The following is a 24,784-nucleotide window of genomic DNA, read 5'->3' as shown; positions in this document are numbered from 1 at the left end:
GGGAAATCAGGAGCGCACGATGGTGCCGTCGTTGCGGCGCACGCGTTCGCCGGTGCGCAGGTGCGGGTCCTTGCGGAAGTGGTAGGTGCCCGTCTTGCCGTCGTCGAAACGGACCTTGACGTTCCACGTGCGCACCTTGTTCATGCGGCCTTCGATGTGTTTGCCGGCATAGGCGCCGCCCACGGCGCCGGCCACGGTCGCCAGCGATTTACCGGTGCCGCTGCCGACCTGGTTGCCCAGCAGGCCGCCGGCCAGGCCGCCCACGATGACGCCGGTGGCGCCACCGTCGCCGTTCTTCTCCGTTACGTAGACATTGGTGACCTTGCCGCACGCCTTGCAGGCGCGATGCTTGTGGTGCGGGTCGGCCTGCGCGCCGGCGGCGCTGGCGGTCAGGGCGATGGCGAGGAGGGCGGCGTGGATGTTCTTCATGTTCTGCTCCAGTGGTGACGATGGGTAACGATGGCCGCAGTATAGGATGCGGCCCGGCGCCATGGCTGAGCAAATTGTAATTGCTTGTGACAGTGCCCCGTCAGCCGTACGCGCCGCCCGTGTACAGCAGGTCGAACAGGCGGGCGATGGTGGCGATCAGCGTGCCGGCCCCCACCATCAACGTGGCGACCAGGACGATGGCCAGCGGCCAGCGCGAGGACGATGCCCGGCCCGAGCCGGCGTTATGGCGCGCATCCCACTTGTCGTCCGGCGTCAGCCCCAGCACCAGCGCTTGCAGGAAGCCTGCCAGCATCGACAGCGTCAGCGGCAGGTACCAGAAATACCAGTCCGCGCCGGGCGCGGCCGACATGACCATGCCGCAGGCGGGCAGGGCCGCAGCGTGCAGCCAGCCCCAGCGGTCCGCCATGCCGCGCAAGTAGAAGCGGTGCATCCCGATACCGCCCAGGACAAAGGCCAGCAGCGTGGCGACGGTCTTGTTTTTGTGTTTTGTTTGCAACATACCGATTGTGCAAGATTTCATGGGAATCACAGTATCTTGCATAATCGGCGTCCCGTGGGCGGGTGTCGGAGAAGAATTAGCAATTGCGGCGGGAGCCGGAGTAGGGGATAATGCCGGATTGCCCCAACACTCACCCCATTATCTTTAATGCTTTGCAGTCGGCAGGAAGCACGCTATAATTTGCGGCTTTTTCCGACTCAGCACACTTTTTGGAAATATTATGGTCGTTATTCGTTTAGCTCGTGGTGGCGCCAAGAAGCGCCCTTTCTACAACATCGTTGCAACCGATTCCCGCAATCGTCGTGACGGCCGCTTCGTCGAGCGCATCGGTTTCTACAACCCGATGGCATCGGGCCAGGAAGTGCCTTTCCGCGTCGCTGAAGACCGTCTGGCTTACTGGCAAGGCGTTGGCGCACAGCTGTCCCCAGCTGTTGCCCGTCTGGTCGCTGGTCAAAAAGCAGCCTAAGTTTTCAGTTTGTCCGGCAACGCAGCATCCGGGGTGCAAATCCCCGACGATCTGGTACAGGTAGGCTTTGTCTCCGGTGCCTATGGCGTGGTTGGCGGAATCCGGGTGCGCCCGTTTTCCGACGACGCCGATGCGCTGCTGCACGTGACAACCTGGTGGCTGGACAAGCCGGGCCTGCGCGACGTCGACGTCAAGCGGGCCAGGTTGCATGGCGGCGATGTCGTCGCCCAGCTGGTCGGCGTGACCGACCGGGACGTGGCGGAAGCGCTCAAGGGCGCCGCGGTGTTCGTACCGCGCAGCCAGTTCCCGCAGCTGGATGAAGACGAGTTTTACTGGTCCGACCTGATCGGGCTGGAAGTAGAGAATCTGCAGGGCGAACGCCTGGGCGTCGTGCACGACATGATGAGCAACGGACCGCAGTCGATCCTGCGCATCGCGTCCGCGGCCGCTACGGACGATCCGGAAGAGGCTGCCGCCGAGCGCCTGATCCCGTTCGTCGACCAGTTCGTCATCAAGGTGGACAAGGACGCGAAGAAGATCGTCGTGGACTGGGGCCTGGATTACTAGGCCTTCGATAAAGTTCCCGATGCAGTTCGACGTCGTTACCCTGTTCCCCGAGATGTTCGCCGCGCTGACGCAGTCCGGCGTGACCCGCCGTGCGTTCGAGCAGCGCCGGTGGGGTTTGTCGTTGTGGAATCCGCGCGATTTCACGACCGACAACCATCGCACCGTCGATGACCGGCCGTATGGCGGCGGGCCTGGCATGGTCATGCTGGCCAAGCCGCTGGAAGCGACGATCGCCGCGGCGAAACAGCGCCAGGTGGTGGCCGGCTTGCCGGCGCCGCGCGTCGTGTTCATGTCGCCGCAAGGCCGGCAGCTGACGCACGAACGCGTGATGGCGCTGAAGGAAGAACCGGGCCTGGTGATCCTGTGCGGCCGCTACGAAGCGGTGGACCAGCGCTTGCTGGACCGCTGCGTCGACGAGGAAATCAGCCTCGGCGACTTCGTGCTGTCGGGCGGCGAACTGCCCGCGATGGCGCTGATGGATGCGGTGGTGCGGCAATTGCCGGGCGTGCTCAATACGGATGCGTCGGCGGTCGAGGACAGCTTCGTCAACGGCCTGCTCGATTCGCCGCATTACACGCGGCCGGAAGTCTACGAAGGCGTCGCGGTGCCGCCTGTCCTGATGGGCGGCAACCACGCCGAGATCGACAAGTGGCGCCGCGAGCGGATGCTGGAAGCAACCGCGAACAAGCGCCCCGACCTGCTGGACAAGGCCCGCGCGGCGGGCCTGCTGTCGAAGCGGGACGAACAGTTTTTGGCGGGTTTGTAAAATCCGTCGGGTGGCAAGCGGCGCAAGCTGCTGGCGGCCCTGCAACACCGTGCGAACAATCGTGTTCGCGTGTTTAACCCCATCCTCTACCGGGCACAGTGGCAACACGCATGGCGCCGGCAAGATGGTTATTGGAGTCATTCAAAATGAACCTGATTCAGCAACTCGAGCAAGAAGAAATCGCTCGCCTGGGCAAGAACATCCCTGATTTCGCGCCTGGCGATACCGTGGTCGTGAACGTGAACGTGGTCGAAGGCACGCGCAAGCGCGCCCAGGCTTACGAAGGCGTCGTGATCTCCCGTCGTAACCGTGGCCTGAACTCGAACTTCATCGTTCGCAAGATCTCGTCCGGCGAAGGCGTCGAGCGTACCTTCCAGCTGTACTCCCCGCTGATCGCTTCGATCGAAGTGAAGCGTCGCGGTGACGTCCGTCGCGCCAAGCTGTACTACCTGCGCGAGCGTTCGGGCAAGTCCGCACGTATCAAGGAAAAGCTGCCGAACCGTCGCACCAACGCGGCGAAAGAATCCGCGTAATCGCGTTTTCCCGGCATTGGAAAAGGGCACCGCAAGGTGCCCTTTTTTGTATCCGCCTTTAATCGCCACCCTTCGCCCCCACCTCGTCACGATCCCCTGCCGGACATGGCACGTGCTATGGTTTCGCCAGACCATTTCGCCAGACCGTTTCGCCAGACCATCCATGGAGGAATCCCTTGGCCAGACCACTGTTCGATCCCACCGGGCTTCCCGTCGAAGCCATTGCCGGCGAAGCCGCCGTGCCGGCCCACCGGCTCACGTCCGCCTGGCTGCGCGAACGATTCGCCGCGCCGCCGTCCTGGAACCCGGAGCCGTCCAACGAAAGCTGGGGCAAGCGCGCGGCCTCGCCCACGCCCGCCTCGGTGTTGGTGCCGTTGGTGGAACGAGAGTATGGCTTGTCGCTGCTGCTGACGCTGCGCACGGCGCACCTGAACGACCATGCCGGCCAGGTCGCCTTTCCCGGCGGGCGCGCCGAGCATTTCGATGCCGACGCCGTCGACACGGCGCTGCGCGAGACGGAAGAGGAGATCGGCCTGCACCGGCGCCATATCGAGGTCCTGGGCACGCTGCCGCTGTACCAGACGGGCACGGGCTACAGCGTGACGCCGGTGGTGGCCCTGGTGGCGCCGCCGTTCGAGCTGAGGGCGGACCCGTTCGAGGTGGCCGAGATCTTCGAAGTGCCCCTGGCCTTCCTGATGGACGGGGCCCACCACGAGCGCCGCGCACTGGCGCTGGAGGGCGCGAGCCGGACGTTTTATGCGATGCCGTACGAGCGGTATTTCATCTGGGGCGCCACCGCCGGCATGCTGCGCAATCTGTTTCATTTCTTGCGCGCTTAGGCTATCGTAGCGCACATTGCGGTATTGCACTTCAAAGGACTTCGATGACATTTCTTTCCATTCTCTGCGCATTGCTGCTCGAGCAGATGAAGCCACTGCGCGCGGACAATCCGATCTACGCCGAGATCAAACGCCTCGCAGTGCGCATGGAAACGTGGTTCAACGCCGGTGACCCCAGCCATGGCCGGCTGGGCTGGTTCGTGATGATGGCCGCCCTGATCGTGCCGACAGGGCTGATCTACTGGGTGCTGCTGCGCTATGACCTGATCCTCGCGGCCTTTGCCTGGAACGTCCTGATCGTCTACCTGACCCTGGGCTTTCGTCATTACAGCCACTACTTCACGTCGATCCAGCTGGCCCTGAACGCGGGCGACGAAGCCGCCGCGCGCGCGCTGCTGGCCGAATGGACCAAGCAGGACACGGTCGGCATGGAAGTGAACGAGATCTCCCGCATCGCCGTCGAGAAGGCCCTCATCACGACGCACCGCAGCGTGTTCGGCGTGTTCTTCTGGTTCCTGATGCCGCTGGGCCCTGCGGCCGCCGTCATGTACCGCGTGGCCGAATACCTGGCGCGCGCATGGAACGAGCCGGAACACATGCGCAACGAGGCCTTCGGGCTGTTCGCCGCGCGTGCGTTCTACTGGATCGACTGGATCCCCGCGCGCCTGACGGCCGTGGCCTTCGCCATCGTCGGCAACTTCGAGGACGCGATCTACGCCTGGCGCAATTTCGCCTACCGCTGGCGCGACGAAGCCATCGGGATCATCCTGGCCGCCGGCGGCGGCGCGATGGGCGTGCGCCTCGGCACGCCGCTGGAAAACGCCGCCAAGGTGGTGCCGGCCGATGCGGGCACGGTGGACATCAGCGACGTGGAAGTGGAGACGCTGCCGGGCGACGAGCCGTCGGTGCGCGCCCTGCAAAGCACGGTAGGCCTGGTATGGCGCGCCTTGCTGCTGTGGATGCTGCTCCTGCTGCTGCTCTCGGGTGCCGTGTACCTGGGCTGACCACTTGCCTCAGGCCCGTGCCCGGAATCTGGCGGCACGGGGCTGCGGACCCGTTTACAATGCGGCCTATGCACGCCGGCAGCACGTAGTATTCCTTCAGCAGCAGTCAGGTACTCCGGCGCCCAGGTCTTCTATAAGATATAATACCTGGGGTTCCTCCACGTATCTTTGTTCAAGCCTATGGCCAGCGAGTTCTTTATTCTTGGGCTTACCACCGACGGCAAGCAGTTCCGTCCCAGCGACTGGGCGGAGCGCCTGTGCGGCGTGATGTCGTGCTTCCGGCCCGCCGGAACCGGTGGCCGCAATGCCCATCTGCAGTACTCCCCGCTGGTGCGGCCGACGATGACGAACGGGGTCAAGGCGGTCGTCGTCAACGAGACGTTGAAGGACATCGAGCCGATGGCCTATCACTTCGTGCGCCAGTTCGCGACCGATAACAAGCTGCAGATGGTGGACGCCTGCCACGTGCCGCTGCCGGGCGACAAGGGCTAGCGGTTTCCCGCTTCGCCCGAAAGGCGTACGATACGGTTTTGCCAACGCTCGTTGCGAGACCAAATGACCCCACGCTTTTCCGGTACCAAGGCAGTCCTGCTGCTGTCCTGTTTTTCCCTCTCCTGTTCCATCACCTTCGTTCCCGCGTACGCAGCTGAAAAAAGCACGGCCGTCGCGCTGCCGGCCGGTGTCGTCAAGGGACCGTCGATCGAAGGCATCACGGAATACCGCCTGGCCAATGGCCTGAAGGTGCTGCTGTTCCCGGATGCCTCCAAGCCCACCGTCACCGTCAACGTCACGTACCTGGTCGGCTCGCGCCACGAGAACTACGGCGAGACGGGCATGGCGCACCTGCTGGAGCACCTGATGTTCAAGGGTGCGCCGAAGAACCGCAACATCCCGCAGCAGTTCGCCGAGCGGGGCATGGAGTTCAACGGCACCACGTCGACGGACCGCACCAACTACTATGAGGTGTTTCCGGCCAGCGGCGACAACCTGAAGTGGGCGCTGGAGATGGAAGCGGAGCGCATGACGAAGTCCTTCATCGCGCAGAAGGACCTGGCCTCCGAGATGACGGTGGTGCGCAATGAATACGAGAACGGCGAGAACAGCCCGTTCGACGTGCTCATGAAGCGCATGGAGAGCGTGGCCTACGACTGGCACAGCTACGGCCGCTCGACGATCGGCAACCGCAGCGACATCGAGAACGTGCGCATCGAGAACCTGCAGGCGTTCTACCGCACCTGGTACCAGCCCGATAACGCCGTGCTGCTGGTCGCCGGCAAGTTCGACCCCGCCCAGACGCTGGCATGGATCGGCAAGACCTTCGGCGCCATCCCCAAGCCCAAGCGCAAGCTGCCGCCGTTCTGGACGGTCGAGCCGACCCAGGACGGCGAGCGCCAGTACGTGGTGCGCCGCAAGGGCGACGTGCAGATCGTCCTGGTGGGCTACAAGGTGCCGTCCGGCCTGCACCCGGATGCCGACCGCCTGGCGTTCATGAGCCAGATCCAGAGCGATACGCCGAACGGGCGCCTGCACAAGCTGCTGGTGGAGACGGGCAAGGCGGCGCAGGTGTTCAGCTACGGCCTGACGGGCTACGCGCCCGGCCTGCAGCTGTTCGGCGCCGTCGTCAAGGCGGGCCAGCCGGTCGAACCCGTGCGCGACGCGCTGATCGAAGCGGTGGAAGGCTTCGCCAAGGCGCCGCCGACGGCCGAGGAGATGGAGCGTACGCAGCGCACGTACACCAACGCGATCGAGAAGTCGCTCAACGATCCGCAGCAGGTGGGCGTGGCGCTGTCCGAGCACATCGCGCTGGGCGACTGGCGCCTGCTGTTCCAGGGCCGCGATGCGCTGGCCGGCATCACGGCGCAGCAGGTTGCGGAGGCGGCGGGACGCTACCTGAAGCGCGACAACCGCACCGTCGGCCTGTTCCTGCCGGAAGACGCCCCGCAGCGCGCCGTCATCGCGCCGGCACCCGAAGCTGCCGAGGTGCTGAAGGAGTACAAGCCGAAGGACACCACGCTGACGTCGGAGAACTTCGAGCCCAGCCAGGACAACATCATGGCGCGCACCGAAGTGCGCAAGATCGGCCCGATCAAGGTGGCGCTGCTGCCGAAGAAGAACCGCGGCGAAGCGGTGTCCGTCAACCTGCGCCTGCACTGGGGCGACGAGAAGAACCAGTTCGGCAAGTCGCTGATCGCCGCCGCCACGGGCGAGATGCTGACGCGCGGCACCAGCAAGTACACGCGCGCACAGCTGGCCGATGCGATGTCGAAGCTGAAGATTTCGGGCAGCCTGTACGGCTTCGACACGACGCGCGAGCACCTGGACGAAGCGCTGCGCCTGGTCGCCCACGTGCTGCGCGAACCCAGCTTCCCGCAGGCGGAGTTCGAGCAGATGCGCCAGCAGTGGATCGTCGCCATCGAGGCGAACCGCAACGAGCCGCCTGCGCTCGCCAACCAGGCGTTGGAGGAGTACTTCGACCATTGGCCGAAGGGCGATCCGCGCGCCGTCATGACGGTCGACGAGCAACTGGCCGGCATCAAGGCGCTGACCCTGGACGACATCAAGGCCTACCACCGCGAGTTCTACGGCGCCTCGCATGCCGAGCTGGCCATCGTGGGCGACTTCGACAAGGAAGCGGCAGCGAAGACGGTAGGCGAGGCGCTGGGCGGCTGGGACAGCAAGGCAAGCTACGCGCGTATCCTCGACGCCAACGTGGACAAGCCCGCGGTGCGCAAGGCCATCGTCACGCCGGACAAGGAAAACGGCTTCTACACGGCGCGCCTGAACCTGGACCTGGGCCGCGACGACCCGGACTACCCGGCGCTGGAGCTGGCCAACTTCATCTTCGGCGACGGCGGCCTCAAGTCGCGCCTGATGGACCGCATCCGCCAGAAGGACGGCCTGTCGTACGGCGGCGGCTCGTCGCTGTACGTGACCGACATCGACCGCGCCGCGCACTTCTCGATCAGCGCCATCGCGGCGCCGCAGAACCTGGCGAAGCTGGAAGCGGCCGTGCGCGAGGAGCTGGCGCGCGCCGTCAAGCAGGGCTTCACGGCCGCCGAGGTGGCGGGCGCCAAATCGGGCCTGCTGCAGCAGCGCATCCAGAACCGCTCGCAGGACAGCGTGGTGGCGGGCGGCTGGACCAACTACCTGTACCTGGACCGCACGTGGGAGTGGAGCAAGCAGCACGAGCAGAAGCTGCAGCGGCTGACGGTGGAGCAGGTCAATGCCGCGTTCCGGCGGCATGTGGACCCGGCCAAGCTGTCTGTCGTCGTGGCCGGGGACAGCAAGGGCAAGTGACGCCGCCACCGGCGTATCGGGCTTGGGGTCTGTCCCTTCAGGGACTGACCCCGGTTTCCATCACATCGCTTGCGCCACCGATAAAAACCAGGGTCAGTCCCGAAGGGACGGACCCTGAGCCAATACTTCACCGCGACGCTGCCGATCTCACGCGCACGCGAAAGTGGCCGGGGACAGCAAGGGCAAGTGACGCCGCTGCTTCTACCAGCGGCCTGCGGCGCTACCGGGCTTGGGGTCTGTCCCTTCAGGGACTGACCCCGGTTTTCATCGCATCGCTTGCGCCACGGATAAAAACCAGGGTCAGTCCCCTGCGGGGACAGACCCTAGCCATCACGGCGTACTCAACTCCGCCACAAAGTCATACATATCCCCCCGGAAGATCGAGCGGCAGAACTCCACCGCCCGGCCGTCGCGCAGGAAACCCAGGCGCTCGACCGCCAGGCCCGCGTCCCCCTGCTGCGCCTGCAGCAGCTGCGCCTGCTCCGCGTTCAGCAGCAGGGCCGAGAGCCGCTGCAGCGCGCGCACCGGGCGGTTGCCGGACTTCTCCAGCGCCTCGTACATCGACACGTCCACCGCCTCCAGCGAGGGCAGGGCACCGGCGGCGATCGTCGCGTACTCCAGGCACATCGGCATGTCGTCCGCATAGCGGATGCGGTTGAAGCGGTACACGGGCGCGCCCGGCGACAGTCGCAGGCGCAGCGCTTCTTCCGGCGTCACGGTGCCTTCCGAACGCTTCAGCCACACGCTTCTCGGCGTGCGGCCGCGCGCGCGCATGTCCTCCGAAAACGACGTCAGCTTGGCGAAGTTCTTCTCGATGCGCGTGTTGATGAAATTGCCGGAGCCGGGGCGGCGCACCAGCAGCCCTTCGTCGACCAGGCCGTCGATGGCCTTGCGCACCGTAATGCGGGAGATCGACAGGTCGGCCGCCAGCTGGCGCTCCGCCGGCAAGGCCTCGTCAGGACCGAAGATACGCTTGTCGATCGCCTCGCGCAGTGCCCGCTGTAATTGCTGGTACAGGGGCAAACTGGTCTGCCCCATGCCGCGCATGATCTCTGCAAGCGAATTCATTCTTTCTCCCGGGGCCGGCCGCGTCGGTGCGCGCCTGTCGTTGATGTGGATGCAGCGTGAAAAGGCGGCGTCGATAATACCAAAAAAAGACCATACGCCACCGGTCCACCTCGACCGTTCCCACATCCTCCCTCTGAGGTAGCGCTATCTCCCGTCATCGATAGTCAAAGTGGACTGTATTTTCAATACAACATGCGAAAAAATTACGAAAATTGGTAGTGTTCTGGTATTGGTTGGGGTATATTGGCGCTCAATTGGTTTTGTAAGTGGCATGACGAGACCAACTCCAGCCTGGGCAGGCACATACCGGGTTTGGTCTTTCGTAGGTAAAAATCGGCACGAGCCCTTCCATCGCGGGGCTCATCTCTAGGGGGAGTACATGAAGCGCAATTTGACACCGATCGCGACCGCTGTCGCGATCCTCATCACCGGCAGCGGTATGGCCTATGCCCAGCAAGCCAGCGACCAGAACAAGGATATGACCGTCGTCACCGTGACGGGCGTGCGCGCGGCGCTGGAACAGTCGCTGAACCAGAAGCGCAACGCCGACTCGCTGGTCGAAGTGATCACGGCCGAAGACGTGGGCAAGATGCCCGACAAGAGCGTCGCCGACTCGCTGCAGCGCGTGCCGGGCGTTTCCGTTGCCACCGCCGGCGGTACCGAAGGCGGTTTCGGCGAGAACGACCGCGTCAGCCTGAAGGGCACTCCCTCGAACCTGGCGCTGACGACGCTGAACGGCCATACCGTCTCCAGCGGCGACTGGTACATCTCGAACATCACCAGCGGCGGCCGCTCCGTCAGCTACTCGATGTTCCCGTCCGAACTGATCGGCCGCGTCACCGTCCATAAAAGCTCGCAGGCCAACCTGATCGAAGGCGGCGCCTCCGGCAACGTCGACATCGAAACGCGCAAGCCCTTGAGCTTCAAGAAGCCGTTCACCCTGATGGGCTCCATCGAGGGCGTGTACAGCGAAGGCTCGAAGAAAAAGAACGCCCAGTTCTCCGCCCTGGCGAACTGGAAGAACGAAGCGAACAACATGGGCGTGCTGGTCCAGTTGTTCGACGAGAAGCGCACGCTGCGCCGCATGGGCCAGGAATTCCTGTGGTGGGACAAGGTCACGCCGGGCATCGCGCCGGACTGGATCAAGGCGCACCCTGAAGTCGAAGGCAAGTGGCTGTCGCTGCTGACCGGTTCCTCGCTGTTCCAGCAGGAGCGCGAGCGCAAGGGCGGCATGATCGACGTGCAGTTCAAGGTCAACAAGGACTTCAGCTTCGACATCAACGGCTTCTATACCCGCCTCGATGCCGACAACGTCAACGCCAACTTCATGCTGGCGCCGTACCAGCCACTGTCGAACAACTGGTCCGGCGTGGGCGGCGTGGTGCCGTCCAGCTACACCGTCACCGGCAACCAGATCACCTCGATCACGTTCCCGTCTGCCTGCCCGGCAGGCCTCAACTGCGCCAACATGGGCCCGTCCGTGCAGGACATCATCGCCCGTCCGGGTTCGTACTCCGACTCGAAGTTCGTCAACTTCGACTGGCAATGGCGCGCCAGCGATTCGCTGCGCTTCTCCGGCCAGGTGGGCACGACCCGCGGCACCGGCTATGCACGCGACTACGGCTACGAAGCCTGGCTGGCCTACGCCGGCACCAGCCTGACGATGCACGGCCTGGGCGCGCCGGCCACCGTCACCGTCGACAACGCCGGCACGTTCAATCCGCGCACGGGCGCCGATTTCTTCGGCGGCTGGGCTTCGGACACGACCGCCAAGGACAAGGAAACCTACGGCCAGGTGGACGGCACGTGGCAAGCGCCGTGGAGTGCCGTGCCGACCGTGCGCTTCGGCCTGCGCGCGGCCAAGCACGACCGCGACCTGACCTGGCTGCAGGGCACGATCGCCCCGGCCGGCGGCCTGCTGGCCAACCGTCCGAAGGGCCTGACGAACTACCCGAACAGCCCCCTGGCCAACGTGCTGCAGGGCCCGTGGACGTTCACCGGCGATTCGATGAAGGAGTGGGGCGACACGTACGTGTCGTTCAACCAGCACGCCTACCAGAGCGAATTCCAGATCCGCGAGAAGGCGACGGCGGCCTACGTGATGGGCGACCTGGAACTGGGCCGCTTCACGGGTAACGTGGGCGTGCGCTTCGTGCGCACCGAGATCGACGTGGCCAACGGCTCGCCGAACAACGTGTGGAATCCGGTGCGCTCGTCGAACACGTACAACGACTTCCTGCCGAGTATCAACCTGAAGACGAACGTGACGGACAACGTGGTGGTGCGCGCGGCCGCCAGCCGCACGCTGGCACGGCCGGACTTCGGCGCGTTGGGCGCGCTGTCGCTGAACGACCTGACGTACTCCGGCTCGGGCGGCAATCCGAACCTCAAACCCATCATGTCGAACAACGTCGACGTGGGTGCCGAGTGGTACTTCATGCCGAAGTCGCTGCTGGGCGTGAACGTCTACAACATGAACATCGGCTCGTACGTCACGTACGGCGCGTCCACGGCGCAGTTCTACAACAACTCCGTGAAGGCCGTCACCACGTACAACATGAGCGCGGCGCTGAACACCAAGGCCCGCGTGCGCGGCGTCGAGCTGCAGTACGTGCAGGACCTGGGCAACGGCTTCGGCTTCAACGTCAACTACACGTATGCGGACGGCGAGGAACGCGCCAAGGCGCCGAAATCGGCCTGCGCCGACCTGGGCGACTGCAACATGATCGGCACGTCGAAGAACTCTTACAACGCCAGCGTGTTCTATGAAAACGACCGCTTCAGCGCACGCGTGAACTACAGCTTCCGCTCGGCGTTCCTGAACGGCCTGGATCGCAACAGCGCCATCTACCAGGACGACGTCGGGACCGTGTCGGCCTCCGTCAACTACAACCTGACGGAAAACCTGACGCTGTCGCTGGAAGGCAAGGACCTGAACGATCCGCTGCTGAAATCCTACGCCTCGTCGAAAGACCAGCCACGCGCTTTCTACAAGAACGGCAAGCAGATCTTCTTCGGCATCCGCGGCAAGATGTAAGCAGCCTTTGCGTCGACAGGGCAGGGCCGGTTTCGCCGGCCCTGCCTTTTTTCCTTTTGGAGCGAGTATGCGTCACATTCTTTCCTTCCTCGGCGCTGCAATGATGGCGGGCGCCGTCCACGCGGCGCCGGCCGTCGTCGTCAGTCCGTACAAGCACCTGCCGCAGCACTGGCCGGACAACGCCGTCATCACGCTTGCCTCGGGCGCCTTGGTCGCGCAGGCACAGCGCCCCGCCGCGCTGACGTGGGCGTTTGCCACCGGCGAATGCGGCAGCGAGACATGGAACGGTCGCCCCGGCCAACTAGTGGCCGACGCCAACGCGAAGGCCTTCGCGCGCGCCGGGATCGAGTACATCGTCTCCACCGGCGGGCAGGGCGGCGTCTTCACGTGCGCCAGCGATGCGGGCATGGAAAAGTTCATCGCCCGCTACGATTCGCCACGGCTGCTCGGATTCGACTTCGACATCGAGGCGGAGCAGACGCCGGCACAGATCCGCGCGCTGACGGACCGCATTGCCGCCGCCCAGCGCAAGCATCCACGCCTGCGCTTCAGCTTCACGGTCGCCACCCACGCGGCATCGGACGGCAGCCAGGCCAGCCTGAACCCGATGGCCGAGCGGGTGCTGGCGGCCGTACGCGCCAGCGGCGTCAAGGATTACGTGCTGAACCTGATGACGATGGACTATGGTCCCGCCAGTGCCAAGGTCTGCGTGCTGCGCGGGGAGCGCTGCGACATGGGCGCCTCCGCGCTGCAGGCGGCGCGCAACGTACACGCGAAGTACGGCGTGCCGTTCGCGCAGATCGAGCTGACACCGATGATCGGCGTGAACGACGTCGTCGAGAATGTCTTCACGGTCGAGGATGCGGCCACCGTCGCGCGCGGCGTGCGCGAGCTGGGCCTGGCCGGCCTGCATTACTGGTCGCTCGACCGCGACATGCCATGCACCCGCGCGGTCAGCGGCGCGGATGCGCAGTGCAGCACCATGCCGGGCGTGCCGGCTGGCGCTTACTGGCAAACGTTCGGGCGCGCATTTGAGCAGGCGGTGCGCCGTTGAGCGCGCAGGCACGCTTCCTGTCGCTCGACGTGCTGCGCGGCCTGACGGTCGCGCTGATGATCGTCGTGAACACGCCCGGCAGCTGGAGCCACGTGTACGCGCCGCTGCTGCACGCCGACTGGCACGGCTTCACGCCGACGGACCTGGTCTTTCCCACCTTCCTGTTCGTGGTCGGCAATGCGCTGGCGTTCGCGCTGCCGAAGTACGCGGCCATGGGCGACGGCGCCGTCGTGGCCAAGGTGGCGCGGCGCAGTGCGCTGATCTTCCTGCTGGGATTCCTGCTGTACTGGTTCCCGTTCTTCGGTCCCGACGGCGCCGGGGGCTTCGGGCTGCTGCCGCTGGCGGACACGCGCATCCCTGGCGTGCTGCAGCGCATCGGCCTGTGCTTCGGCATCGCCGCACTGGTGCTGCACTTCCTGAAAGCGCGCGGCGCCGCCATCTTTGCCGTGCTGGCGCTGGCGGGCCATTGGCTGATCCTGGCGCGGTGGGGCGACTACACCTTGGCCGGCAACGCGGCGGCCAAGGTGGACCTGTGGTTGCTGGGCGAACGCCACCTGTACCACGGCGAAGGCACCGCCTTCGATCCGGAAGGGTTGCTGGGCACGTTGCCGGCCACCGTCAACGTCATCGCCGGCTATTACGCGGGGCGCCTGTTGCTCGCCCGCGGCGCCAACCGGGAAACGCTGGCGAAGCTGACGATGGCAGGCGTCGCCTGCGTGGCCGTGGCGTTGTGCTGGAGCAGCGTCCTGCCTGTCAACAAGAAGCTGTGGACGGGGTCCTACGTGCTGCTGACCGTGGGCCTGGACCTGCTGGTCCTGCCGCTGCTGGTATATGCGATCGAGCTGCGCGGCATCCGTCGCGGCACGTACTTCTTCGAGGTGTTCGGCAAGAACACGCTGTTCATCTACCTGCTTTCCCAGGTCCTGGTGATCGTCATGGTCAGGACGTTCGTCGGCGGGGCCACCGTGTATGACTGGCTGTACGCGACGGTCTTTGCGCCACTGGCTTCCGCGAAGTTGGCTTCGCTGCTGTTTGCCGTGCTGTTCATGCTGGGGTGCTGGGTGGTGGGGTGGTGGCTGGATCGGCGGCGGATCTATATCAAGGTTTAGCTTTGAGGGACCCATGGTGTCAGCTCCGCCGGGGGTCAGTCCCCTCGTGACGCTGGCGGCAAGCGCGCGAGCGAACACTTACCGGGGACAGACCCCAGCTAGAACTTCAGTCGCAGGCCGGTCCGGCTGGCCAGCGCCGTCAACCCCAGCATCGCCACCGTCATCGCGGCGGCATTGAGCAATCCCACCACGCCGCCGCTGGCCAGATACGGCCACCATACGCGCGGCACGTGCAGCACCGCGGCCAGTTGCTCCCACAGGTCCGGCGCAACGTACGCGAACAGGGCATTGGTGCCCGCCGGGAGCACCACGACGGTCCAGCGCCGCCACTGCCACACGTCCACCAGCACATAGCAGAGCAGGAACAGCGCCAGCACGATCCCGGCGCAAACGAGGGTGTACGCCGCCGTCGCGTGGATCTTGTTGATGCCGTGGTAGGGCCGCAGCAGCAGGCCGCACAGGAACAGGCCGGCGGCGAACCAGCCCATAAAACGGATGCGTTCGCGGTGGCCGGCATTGGCGCCGCGCACGAACAGGCGGCCGACGACGGTCCCGGCCAGCACATTGGCGGACGTCGATCCCAGCAGCTGCGGCACGTTGACGAAACTCCGCAGCGGTGCCGGCAGCCAGTCCAGCGCGCCGGCCGTGCCACCCAGGTACAGTGCCAGCAGGCCCGCCAGCGCGGCCATCAGGGCCGTGCCGTCGCCGCGCGTAGCCAGGTAGACCAGGCTGCACACGAGATAGCTCCAGCCGATCATGCCCAGGATGCCCCACCACGTGTGCTGCAGGTAGACGCTGTCGAATTCCTCGTTGAGCGTGCCGCGGAACGCCAGCAGCAGGACCGCCATCAGCGCGGCGCCCAGCCAGAACGTCCAGTCGCGCTGCCCCGCATCGCGCTTACCCCCGTCCCGCTGGCGCCACAGCAGCATCATCGCCACGTAGAACAGCAGGAAGTACACGGCACGCGGCAGCGGCGCCGCGTCGGCGTCGTAGCGGTAGGCGTTGGCCAGCACGACGCCCGCGACCATCAGGCTGGCCGCACGCCACAGCAGGCGCCCCAGCAGCGCCGGCGTGACCTGGCCCAGCGACCGTTGCAGCGCCAGCGGGATCGCGATGCCCACGATGAAGAGGAAGGCCGGGAAGACGATGTCCGGTAGCGCGATGCCGTCCGCGCGCGGGCCGGCGTGCTCCAGCCAGTAGGGGATGCCCGGCATGCCGGCGATGTAGTTCACCCAGATCATCGCCGCGATCACGCAGCCGCGGAAGGCGTCGAGGCTGACGAGGCGGGTCGAAGACATGTTGGCTCCATAAGCACCGGGGACAGACACTTCCTGCGGGCGAACGCCCGCAGGAAGTGTCTGTCCCCATATAAAAAAAGCGGGTCAGGCCAAGGCCGTTCCCGCTCGCTTGCAAAGCCGCAAAGGCTTACTGGGCAGCCTGGGCCGGCGCGGCGGCGCCACCGGCCGGACGGTTGACCCACATGATCCAGTAGCGTGCCAGGTCGCCGCGGCCGTCGGTGCCCTGCACGGACTGCAGCGTCTTGATGGCGTCGTCCTTCTTGCCGGCCAGCGCGTACGAGTAGCCCAGGCGCAGCTTGGCGTCTTCCGCGTTCGGCAGGCCGCCCTTGGCGATGCCTTCCTGGATCAGCGCGATGCCCTTGTCGTGCTGGCCCATCGTCACGTAGGCGTAGCCCAGGTTGATCAGGCCCGTGCCGTTCTTCGACTTGCGTGCCGACGCTTCGCCGCTGCCGATGTTCTTCATGTCGTCGGCGGCCTGGCGGTCGGCCTGGGCGCGCAGCTTCTTGTGCTTGTCGGCGTTCGGGCCCTTGCCCAGCACGCCGGCGGTGAAGCCGGCGTCCAGCGCCTGCTTCGCCTCGATCGGCTGGCCGGCCAGCAGGGCCAGGTCGGCCATCTCGGCATAGTCTTCCGCCGACATCTTCGACACGGCGGCCTTCTGCAGGCGGTACACGTCCAGCGCGAAGCGGGTCGAGTAGGTGGCCTTGCCCTGCGTGCGGCTCAGCAGGTCGATCCAGTAGTCGTCGTTCGGGTAGTAGCGCACCAGGTTTTCCACGGCCAGCAGGTAGGTGGCCTGGTCCTTGGTCTTGGCGCCCGTGTTGGCCAGCAGCTGCAGCTCTTCCAGCTTCGGCGCGGTGTTGGCCTTCTGCGCCGCTTCCAGGTCCTTCAGCAGCTCGGTTTTCGCGGTGGCGAAGTCATTGCTGAAGTAGTGGGCGCGGATGATGTAGGGGCGCATCTTGTTGTCGCCGGTCTCCGTCTGGTAGCGGTTGAACCACGTGATGGCCTTCTGGTATTCCTTGGCGTTGTAGTACATATTGCCCAGCGCGGCGATGAAGTCGCGCTGCTCGGACGGCTGCAGCTTGCCCGAGTTGATGACGGCTTCCAGGGCGGTCGTCGTCATCTGCGTGTTGTTGGTGGCGGAACCCAGCGAGATGCGCATGCGGTTCAGCACGAAGTTTTCGTAAGGCGTCTTGTTCGGCAGTGCCTCGGCCTGATCCAGGCGGCTCTGCACCTCGGCGTGGTTCTTCGCCTCCAGCAGGGCCTTGATCTGGGCCGGCTCCACCAGCTTGTAGATCTCCGGGCGCACGGAATCCTTCGGCGCCTCGGCGGCCGGAGCTGCGGCCTTGTCCTGGGCGAGGGCGGCAGGGGTCAGCGCGGGGACGGCGGACAGGCCGATGGCAGCCAGGAGCAGGCTAATGCGAGCGATACGGAACTGAGGCATGATGAAATGATCCTTCAATCAAGTAGACAAACACTTATTGTCCCATAAATTGGGTAAATGTCGGGATTCGAATGGACAGAATTGTAACGGCCTGTTTCGCTATATGCCAGGCATCTATGACGGGGCCGATGCCCTGCAGCGCAGCGGTAAATGAAGTCATGGCAGCCGCAGAAACCGGGCCCGCGTGCTGGCCGTTCCGAAGGACCACACCAATGTGGTCGGTGCGGTGTTATCACCAATACTCAAATATTTCCATGAGAATATTTTAGTGTTTATTTTAATAATTATCGATATACTGGCGCCTTTTACCAAGGCAAAAAATGCGCCGTTCCGCTCTCCTCGCAACAGTTGTCATGGTCACGGTCCTCGTGGCCGGATGTTCCTCGATCGAACGCGGCGGGGCGTTGCGCCAGCACACCCTCCTGCCGGGCAAGAGCGTCAAGGCCGAGGTGGTTAACGCCATCGGCTTGCCACGGTCGACGGAGAAGTCGGCCGACGGCAGTCGGGAATACTGGTACTACACCGGCACCGCGCTGAGTACCAGCTACTTCGTTCCGCTACCGGTGTCCGCGACCGCCTACACGCCCGGCACGAGTTCGGTCAGCTATGCCGACCTCGGCAGCAAAGACGTCATCGGTGACCAGCGCGTCGCCCTGATTTGCGTCTTTGACGTCGACGGCAAGCTGCTGCAAGCCTACAACCCCAATGAAAGTAACCATGAAAAGAATTAGTGCCACCATCGTTTTCACGTCCGCCATCCTGACGGGGTGCGCGACTACTCCGTCCGCCGTTCCGACCGTCGATGGTGCCGATATTTCGGCACTGAAGTCCGAGCGCATCGCGGTCAACTACAAGGTCGTGACGAAACAGGTGAACTACCTCGAGACCCTGTACCGGGTACTCTGGCTCGAGACCAAGACATCGCGCCAGGACTTCGGCGGTTTGTGGTCCGCGGACGAGGACATGACGCGCTATACCGTCGAGGCACTGCGCGCGCAGGGCTTCAACGCGGACAGTGTCCATGGCGCGCTCGCACCTGCGCAGGTAAGCGCCGCGAACGGCGTACTGGCCGGCCGGGCGCTGGCTGACGCCAACGTCCCCCATCCGGAGATCGCTGGCACGAAGCTGCTGCCGATTCCCCTGTATTTCGGTACGTGGCCCAAGGCGCCGGCGCTCGATGCGGCGACTGCGGCACTCCGGCAGAAGGGCTATCGCTACCTGGTCGACATGACAGCCATGGACCTGTACGGCAATGCGGTGGGCTATGGCATGGTCAATGTCGCCGCACAACCGAACCTGCGCGTGATCGACCTGGCCACCAACAAGGTCGTCTGGAACAGCAATCTCGCGCATATGGAGATCTTCCAGCTGGGCGGCGACCTGAAGAAACTGGAGGAAAACGACCTGGCCAAGCTCAAGGAAGGCATGAAGGCCGGTATCGGCAAGATCAACTTCCAGTCCCTGTGGGGTGTGAAATGAAGCGTGTCGTTGTCGTTGGCGCCGTCGCACTCGCGCTGGCTGGGTGCAAGGCACCCTACGCCTACAAGGGGCCGGCCGACGCACCCACCGCCGTATTGAAGCTCGGCGTGGACAAGATCCCGTACGTCACCATCTCGGAAACCAACGAGTGTCCGAAGGCGCCGATGGATCAGACACAGCCATTCACGGTGATTCCCGCCGGCCGCACATTATGGGTTGAACCGGGGTTCTCTTCCGCCGGCCTGCCTGGCGGCTTCACATGTGTCGCGCCCATGAGCTTCGTACCGCAGGCCGGCAAGGAGTACTTTGTCGTGTACCAGTTGAGTGGCATGCGCTGCCGTGGCGAGATCCTGAGCAAGGACGCGAGCGGTGCGGTGGTGCCGGTGCCAACCAAAAGGGAGAAGTTCGAGCTCTGTATGTGGTAAGGCGCCGCCGGTCTTCCGGCCTGCGCCTCATCTGTCACCCGCGCACCAGCGCCCGGCCCTGGGCATCGAAGACGTGGCACGACCCTGGCGGCAGGTGCAACTCGATGGCCTGGCCGGGCTGCGGCACGGGACTGTCGGCCGGGTGGCGCAAGGCGATCGGGTCTGTCGTGCCGGGCGTCGCGGCATGAACCAGCAGTTGGTCGCCGAGGTATTCGACATGGCTGACGACCCCCGCCAGGCGGTTGCCGGCGTCGCCGTCCGCTGCCACCCGCAAGTGCTCCGGTCGAATACCGACGGTTACAAGCGCGCCGTCCTGCGCGGCGCCGGCGGCCATGGTCGTGGCGAGCGGCGTGCCGTCCGCCAGGCGGACCTGCAAAGGCCCCTGCGCGCCGGCCACGGTGGCGCCGATCCGGTTCATCTTTGGCGTACCCAGGAAGCCCGCCACGAACAGGTTGGCCGGGGCGTTGTACAACTCCCGGGGCGTGCCGACCTGCTCGATCCGGCCGCCGTTGAAGACGACGATCCGTTCGCCCAGGGTCATCGCCTCGACCTGGTCATGCGTCACGTAGATCATCGTCGTCTTTAGTTGCGCATGCAGGCGCGCCAGTTCCATGCGCATCTGCACGCGCAGGCTGGCGTCCAGGTTCGACAGCGGTTCATCGAACAGGAACAGGCCAGGCTGGCGCACGATGGCGCGGCCGATCGCCACGCGCTGGCGCTGGCCGCCCGACAGTTCCTTGGGCCGCCGCGCCAGCAGGTGGCCGATCTGCAGCACGTCGGCGGCGCGCTGCACGGCGGCGCGGATGTCGTCTTTCTTCTGGCCCGCCAGCTGCAGCGCGAACGCCATGTTGTCGTACACCGTCATGTGCGGATACAGCGCGTACGACTGGAACACCATCGCCAGGTCGCGCCGCGCCGGCGGCACGTGGTTGGCCAGCCGGCCGCCGATGTGCAGCTCGCCGCCGCTGATCTCTTCCAGTCCGGCGATCATGCGCAGCAGCGTGGACTTGCCGCAGCCGGAAGGGCCTACGAAGACGACGAATTCGCCGTCGCGGATGTCCAGGTCGACGCCATGGATGACGGCATTGTCGCCGTAGCGCTTGGCGAGCTGGCGCAGCGCGAGGGCCGCCATCAGCCCGCCACCGCTTGCTTGGCCTCGACTTCCGCGGACGGCTCCGGCTGTGCGCGCGGCACCAGCGGGATGAACAGCGCCAGCACCGTCACGGGAATAGCGCACAGCAGCACCCAGATGAAGAAGTGCTGGTAGCCCAGCACGGCCTGGACCGCGCCGCTGAAGTACTTGAACAGCACGAAGCCCAGTTGCATGACACCGGTGGACAGCGCGTAGTGGGCGGTCTGGTACTTGCCCGGCGCGACCACCTGCATCATGTACAGGATCACGCCGACGAAGCCGAAGCCGTAGCCGAACATCTCCAGGCTGAGGGCCGCGCCGATCACCGTCAGGTCGGTCGGCAGCCACGTCGACAGGAAGTAGAACACGAGGTTCGGCAGGTTGACGGCGAGGATCAGGAAGATCATCGCGCGGCGCAGGCTGAGCCAGGACGTGAAGTAGCCGCCGGCGATGGAGCCGACGATGAAGGCGATCGTGCCGCCCGTGCCGTAGACGGTGCCCACCTGGCTCGTCGACAGGCCCAGGCCGCCCTGGTCCAGCGCATCGCGCAGGAACAGCGGGCCGATGGTCTGCACCTGCGCCTCGCCGGCGCGGAACAGGATGATGAACAGGATCGACAGCCAGATGCCGGGCTTCTTGAAGTAGTCCACGATGACTTCCCACAGCGTACTGGCGATGCCGGCGACGGTCCGGTCTTCCGTGACGGGATTCTTCGCCAGCGGCAGCACCCAGCTGTGATACGCGGCCAGCGCCACCATCGTGATGGCGAGGATCACGAAGATCGTCGTCCATGCGGGCACGATGCCTTGGGTTTTCTCCAGGTGGCCGGCCAGGATCACGAGGCCGCCCAGCGCGATGAAGCGGCCGGCGTTGAAGAACGTGCCGGTCCAGCCGGCGTACTGGGCCTGCTGCTTCTGCGTCAGGCTGGTGATGTAGACGCCGTCGCATGCGATGTCGTGCGTCGCCGCGCTGATGCCCACGCAGGCCAGCATGGCGACGCTGGCGGCCAGCCAGAAGGGCAGGTGCAGCGCCAGCGCCACCAGGGCGAAGAACACCCCGCTGGCCAGCTGGAACGTGACGACGACGAGCTTCTTGCTGCTGGCCAGTTCCAGGAAGGGACTCCACAGCGGCTTGAAGATCCAGGCCATGCCGATGTACGCTGTCCAGTGCGCGATGTCCTCGTTGGGCACGCCCATGCTCTTGAACATCATGCTGGCGATCAGCGCCACCGAAAAGAACGGCAGGCCCTGGGCCAGGTACATCGTGGGGACCCACGTCAGCGGGCTGCGGGCGCGTTTTGAATCGTCCATGTGCTCCTCATGTTCTCGTTTTTGTCATTTGACCGCGCCGTCCATGCCGCGCATGAAGAAGCGCTGCGCGAACAGGAACGCCACCAGGGTCGGCACGATCGTCATGATCGTGCCCGCCGCCACGACGCGGGTGCTGCTGCCGAACGTGCCGCGCAGGTACAGTACGCCGACCGACAGCGGGAATTCATCCGGTTTGCTCATCACGATGGACGGCCAGATGTATTCGTTCCACGACTCCACCGCCGTCAGGATGCCGACCGTCGCCAGCCATGGCGCGATCAAAGGCAGCATGATGCGGGTGAAGATCGTCCATTCCGAGGCGCCGTCCACCCGGGCCGCGTCGATCAGGTCCTGCGGCACTTCCTCGAAGGCCTGCTTCAGCAGCAGGATGGCGACGGCCGTGACGACGTTGGGCAGGATCACGCCCGTGTAGGTGTCCACCAGCGACAGCTTCGTCACCGTGATGAAGTTGACGAGGAAGTTGACCTCGGACGGCAGCACCAGCGTGGCCAGGATCAGGCCGAACACCAGCTTGCGGCCCTTGAAATGCATGCGCGCCAGCGGGTAGGCCGCCATCGAGCAGAAGATCAGCTTCCACAGCACCGTGCAGGCCGCGATGACGACGGAATTGCGGAAGAAGTCCCACAGCGGAATGACGCGGAAGACCTCGGCGAAGTTGGCCAGCGAAGGCGCCTTGGGCCAGAACGTGGGCGGAAACGCGAACACGTTGCCTTCGGTGGACAGCGCCGTGACGAGTGTCCACCAGAATGGGAACACGCACAGCAGCGCGATGGCGGACAGCAGCAGGTAGTGGAGCGTCTTCTTCATCGGTGCTTCGGTTTCAGCCAGCGCAGGCAGCACAGCGCCACGCCGATGCACAGCAGCGAGACGACGAAGCTGGCGGCCAGCGCGCGCGGCAGTTTCAGGTGCTTGAGGCCCTGGTCGTAGGCGTAGTACAGCGCCGTGAAGGTCGAATTCATCGGGCCGCCCTGCGTCAGCACGTCCACTTCCTGGTAGGCCTTCAGCGCGGCCAGCACGGACAGGATGGTGCAGATGGCGATCGTGGGGCGCAGCATCGGCACGGTGATCTTCCAGAAGCGCTGCCAGCGGTTGGCGCCGTCCAGGATGGCCGCCTCCTGCATGTCGGCCGGTACCGCCTGCAGGGCCGCCAGGTACATCACCATGTACCAGCCAAGTCCCCGCCACATCGTGACGAACATGATGGCGAACAGCGCGATGCCGTCGTGCGACAGCCAGCCCACCGGGGCGTCGACGAGGCGGAACAGCAGCAGCACATAGTTCAGCGTGCCCTGTTCATGGAACATGAAGCCCCACATGATGCCGACCACCGACACCGTCGTCACGACCGGCACGTAGAACGCGGCGCGGAACAGCCGGATGCCGGGCAACTGGTTATTGACGAGGACCGCCAGCGCCAGCGCACCGACCTGCACGCACGGCACCATCAGCAGGAACAGCACGGAGTTGACGAGGCCCGTGACGAACATCTCGTTGGCGAAGAGGTAGCGGAAATTGTCCAGCCCGACCCAGTGCGTGGGACGGATCAGGCTGTAGTCGGTAAAGGCGAGATACGAGCCGAAGCCCACGGGCCAGAACGAGAACACGGCCAGCAGCACGAGGGCCGGGGCCAGGAACAGCCAGGCGGTGAGGGTGGTGCGGGACATCAAGGCGCCACCATGTCAGGCTTCAACCCAAGACCAAGAACCGGGGTCAGACCCGACGGGTCTGACCCCGGCTTCAAGCCGTTGGGTGGAAACTGCTTTGCCAGCTTGCGGTTCCAGATAACGACCGCTTCATCCAGCGCCCCCTGGATATCCTGCCGCCCCGTGACGCCTGCTTCGACCGCCTTCACCAGCGAGCGTCGCAGCTCGTCGTAGTCGGTAACGCCGGCCACGTACAGCGTGCGCGAGTGGGGCATGGAGACGGCACCGGCGGCAACCGCTTTCTCCGCGGCGCCGGCGCCTGGCGGTACCGTCGTGAAGAACGGGTCGGCGGCCGCGCCCGCAGCAGCGGGGAACACGCTGGCGGCCTTGGCAAAGGCCAGCTGGTTGGCGTCGCTGGTCAGGTAGCGGGCGAACTTGCCCACTGCGGGCAGGAGCGCCTTGTCGACGCCGGCCGGCACGCCGAAGTGGATCAGCCAGCCGCCGTCCGCGATGCCCGTGGGGCCCAGCGGGGCCGGGGCGACGTCCGTGACGGCGTAGATGTCCTTGGCGTCCAGCGCGATGCGGCCCACGGCCGTCGGCGGCGCCAGCAGCATGCCGAGGCGGCCGCCCTTGTAGGCGTCGATCGCGGCGGGGAAGTTATCCTCCGCGAACAGGCTGTCCTTCAGCAGGCCGCCCACCTTGTAGGTATCGGCCAGCTTGCGGACCAGCGCCACGTGGGCCGGGGAATTGAACACGGCACGGCCATTGCGAATCACGGCCAGCCCTTGCTGCATCATCAGGCCGTCGATCTTGGCCAGCGCCGGGCACAGGCCCGCCTTGCCCGTACGCTGGGCGATCTGGCGGGCGAACGCCAGCTGTTCGTCCAGGCTGCGCGGCGGATGGGGAATGCCCGCGGCCTGGAATATCCGCTTGTTGTAGGCGATGACGGCCACGTTGCTGTACAGCGGGAAGCCGTACGTCCTGCCGCCGAACGTCAGGTCCTGCAGCGTGCTGGCGAGATAGCGGTTGCGGTCCGGTCCCAGCAGCGCATCGACGGGCTGCAGCAGGCCGTCGCGGGCGAATTCGTCCGCCCATGGCACGTTCAGGTTGACGAGGGCGGGCGGCGTGCCGGCGACGATGCGGGTGACGAGCTTCGTCTGGATGATGTCCCACGGGAAGTCGACCCATTCGACCTTGACACCCGGATTGGCCGCTTCGTAGTTCCTGACGATGCCGTTGAAATACGGCGTGAACTTCGGCTTCATGCTGAACGTCCAGAATTCAAGCTTCTGCACGGGTGCGGCGGCGGCGTGGACCGCGAGCGCCACGCCCGCGAAGACGGTCAGCAT

General features: G+C 65.3%; 24 protein-coding genes. 14 read left to right on the top strand and 10 right to left on the bottom strand.

What is annotated here, in order from left to right; all coding sequences use genetic code 11:
• Nucleotides 1-6 precede the first annotated feature (6 nt).
• Together PX653_RS14150 and PX653_RS14145 are read right to left on the bottom strand one after the other, a co-directional pair.
• Nucleotides 7-429, bottom strand: a complete 423-nt coding sequence (locus PX653_RS14150; protein ID WP_277418485.1) for a glycine zipper 2TM domain-containing protein — start codon at nt 427-429, stop codon at nt 7-9.
• A gap of 100 nt (nt 430-529) precedes the next feature.
• The gene (locus tag PX653_RS14145) at nt 530-949 is read right to left on the bottom strand and encodes an NINE protein (RefSeq protein ID WP_277418484.1); all 420 of its coding nucleotides are present in this window, start codon (nt 947-949) and stop codon (nt 530-532) included.
• Between the two features lie 220 nt (nt 950-1,169).
• Between PX653_RS14145 and rpsP the strand changes: the two genes are divergently transcribed.
• The 8 genes from rpsP (at nt 1,170) to PX653_RS14105 (ending at nt 8,421) form a co-directional block, all read left to right on the top strand.
• Entirely contained in the window at nt 1,170-1,415 is a 246-nt protein-coding gene (gene rpsP, locus PX653_RS14140; protein WP_277418483.1) for a 30S ribosomal protein S16, read from the top strand.
• A gap of 33 nt (nt 1,416-1,448) precedes the next feature.
• Nucleotides 1,449-1,982 carry a ribosome maturation factor RimM gene (gene rimM / locus PX653_RS14135; RefSeq protein WP_277418482.1) on the top strand — a complete coding sequence of 178 codons (534 nt, stop codon included), beginning with the start codon at nt 1,449-1,451 and terminating at the stop codon, nt 1,980-1,982.
• 19 nt (nt 1,983-2,001) lie between these two features.
• Nucleotides 2,002-2,748 carry a tRNA (guanosine(37)-N1)-methyltransferase TrmD gene (trmD, locus tag PX653_RS14130; protein WP_277418481.1) on the top strand — a complete coding sequence of 249 codons (747 nt, stop codon included), beginning with the start codon at nt 2,002-2,004 and terminating at the stop codon, nt 2,746-2,748.
• Between the two features lie 146 nt (nt 2,749-2,894).
• Nucleotides 2,895-3,281 (top strand): 50S ribosomal protein L19, encoded by a 387-nt coding sequence (gene rplS / locus PX653_RS14125; protein ID WP_277418480.1) that lies wholly within the window; start codon nt 2,895-2,897, stop codon nt 3,279-3,281.
• A 176-nt stretch (nt 3,282-3,457) separates the two neighbouring features.
• On the top strand, nt 3,458-4,120 hold the full coding sequence (locus PX653_RS14120; RefSeq protein WP_277418479.1) for a CoA pyrophosphatase: 663 nt from the start codon (nt 3,458-3,460) through the stop codon (nt 4,118-4,120).
• Between the two features lie 44 nt (nt 4,121-4,164).
• Nucleotides 4,165-5,124: a CobD/CbiB family protein gene (locus PX653_RS14115; protein WP_277418478.1), complete on the top strand. Its 960-nt coding sequence runs from the start codon at nt 4,165-4,167 to the stop codon at nt 5,122-5,124.
• A 180-nt stretch (nt 5,125-5,304) separates the two neighbouring features.
• A complete protein-coding gene (locus tag PX653_RS14110; protein ID WP_277418477.1) occupies nt 5,305-5,616 on the top strand; it encodes a DUF3579 domain-containing protein in 312 nt (103 codons plus the stop codon).
• Nucleotides 5,617-5,679: 63 nt separating this feature from the next.
• Nucleotides 5,680-8,421, top strand: a complete 2,742-nt coding sequence (locus tag PX653_RS14105) for a M16 family metallopeptidase (protein ID WP_277418476.1) — start codon at nt 5,680-5,682, stop codon at nt 8,419-8,421.
• A gap of 330 nt (nt 8,422-8,751) precedes the next feature.
• Here the strand turns inward: PX653_RS14105 and PX653_RS14100 are convergent, their stop codons facing one another.
• Complete coding sequence (locus tag PX653_RS14100; protein WP_277418475.1) at nt 8,752-9,489, bottom strand: GntR family transcriptional regulator; 738 nt, start codon at nt 9,487-9,489, stop codon at nt 8,752-8,754.
• Between the two features lie 379 nt (nt 9,490-9,868).
• Between PX653_RS14100 and PX653_RS14095 the strand changes: the two genes are divergently transcribed.
• The 3 genes from PX653_RS14095 (at nt 9,869) to PX653_RS14085 (ending at nt 14,689) form a co-directional block, all read left to right on the top strand.
• The gene (locus PX653_RS14095) at nt 9,869-12,526 is read left to right on the top strand and encodes a TonB-dependent receptor (protein ID WP_277418474.1); all 2,658 of its coding nucleotides are present in this window, start codon (nt 9,869-9,871) and stop codon (nt 12,524-12,526) included.
• Nucleotides 12,527-12,593: 67 nt separating this feature from the next.
• On the top strand, nt 12,594-13,580 hold the full coding sequence (locus PX653_RS14090) for a glycoside hydrolase family 18 protein (RefSeq protein ID WP_277418473.1): 987 nt from the start codon (nt 12,594-12,596) through the stop codon (nt 13,578-13,580).
• Nucleotides 13,577-14,689, top strand: a complete 1,113-nt coding sequence (locus PX653_RS14085; RefSeq protein ID WP_277418472.1) for an acyltransferase family protein — start codon at nt 13,577-13,579, stop codon at nt 14,687-14,689. Before PX653_RS14090 ends, PX653_RS14085 begins: the two co-directional genes overlap by 4 nt.
• A 98-nt stretch (nt 14,690-14,787) precedes the next feature.
• On the opposite strand, the gene PX653_RS14080 is transcribed toward PX653_RS14085, so the two are convergent.
• Together PX653_RS14080 and PX653_RS14075 are read right to left on the bottom strand one after the other, a co-directional pair.
• Nucleotides 14,788-15,987, bottom strand: a complete 1,200-nt coding sequence (locus PX653_RS14080) for a DUF5009 domain-containing protein (RefSeq protein ID WP_277418471.1) — start codon at nt 15,985-15,987, stop codon at nt 14,788-14,790.
• A gap of 127 nt (nt 15,988-16,114) precedes the next feature.
• Nucleotides 16,115-17,425, bottom strand: coding sequence for a tetratricopeptide repeat protein (locus PX653_RS14075; protein ID WP_277418470.1), 1,311 nt, complete (start codon nt 17,423-17,425; stop codon nt 16,115-16,117).
• Nucleotides 17,426-17,778: 353 nt separating this feature from the next.
• Between PX653_RS14075 and PX653_RS14070 the strand changes: the two genes are divergently transcribed.
• From PX653_RS14070 to PX653_RS14060, 3 genes are read left to right on the top strand one after another with little or no spacing between them, the layout of a single operon-like run.
• Nucleotides 17,779-18,156 (top strand): hypothetical protein, encoded by a 378-nt coding sequence (locus PX653_RS14070; RefSeq protein ID WP_277418469.1) that lies wholly within the window; start codon nt 17,779-17,781, stop codon nt 18,154-18,156.
• Nucleotides 18,143-18,904, top strand: coding sequence for a hypothetical protein (locus PX653_RS14065; protein ID WP_277418468.1), 762 nt, complete (start codon nt 18,143-18,145; stop codon nt 18,902-18,904). The genes PX653_RS14070 and PX653_RS14065 overlap by 14 nt, the downstream gene beginning before the upstream one ends.
• Nucleotides 18,901-19,329 (top strand): hypothetical protein, encoded by a 429-nt coding sequence (locus PX653_RS14060; RefSeq protein ID WP_277418467.1) that lies wholly within the window; start codon nt 18,901-18,903, stop codon nt 19,327-19,329. Before PX653_RS14065 ends, PX653_RS14060 begins: the two co-directional genes overlap by 4 nt.
• Before the next feature lie 34 nt (nt 19,330-19,363).
• On the opposite strand, the gene PX653_RS14055 is transcribed toward PX653_RS14060, so the two are convergent.
• From PX653_RS14055 to PX653_RS14035, 5 genes are read right to left on the bottom strand one after another with little or no spacing between them, the layout of a single operon-like run.
• Nucleotides 19,364-20,461 (bottom strand): ABC transporter ATP-binding protein, encoded by a 1,098-nt coding sequence (locus PX653_RS14055; RefSeq protein ID WP_277418466.1) that lies wholly within the window; start codon nt 20,459-20,461, stop codon nt 19,364-19,366.
• Nucleotides 20,461-21,771, bottom strand: a complete 1,311-nt coding sequence (locus PX653_RS14050; RefSeq protein WP_277418465.1) for an MFS transporter — start codon at nt 21,769-21,771, stop codon at nt 20,461-20,463. Before PX653_RS14050 ends, PX653_RS14055 begins: the two co-directional genes overlap by 1 nt.
• Nucleotides 21,772-21,795: 24 nt before the next feature.
• Complete coding sequence (locus PX653_RS14045) at nt 21,796-22,599, bottom strand: carbohydrate ABC transporter permease (protein WP_277418464.1); 804 nt, start codon at nt 22,597-22,599, stop codon at nt 21,796-21,798.
• Nucleotides 22,596-23,456, bottom strand: coding sequence for a carbohydrate ABC transporter permease (locus PX653_RS14040; protein ID WP_277418463.1), 861 nt, complete (start codon nt 23,454-23,456; stop codon nt 22,596-22,598). The genes PX653_RS14045 and PX653_RS14040 overlap by 4 nt, the downstream gene beginning before the upstream one ends.
• Nucleotides 23,456-24,784 carry an ABC transporter substrate-binding protein gene (locus PX653_RS14035; protein WP_277418462.1) on the bottom strand — a complete coding sequence of 443 codons (1,329 nt, stop codon included), beginning with the start codon at nt 24,782-24,784 and terminating at the stop codon, nt 23,456-23,458. Before PX653_RS14035 ends, PX653_RS14040 begins: the two co-directional genes overlap by 1 nt.

This window comes from Pseudoduganella chitinolytica (assembly GCF_029028125.1).
Lineage (GTDB): Bacteria > Pseudomonadota > Gammaproteobacteria > Burkholderiales > Burkholderiaceae_D > Rugamonas > Rugamonas chitinolytica.
This window is presented reverse-complemented; position numbering and strand designations above follow the sequence as displayed.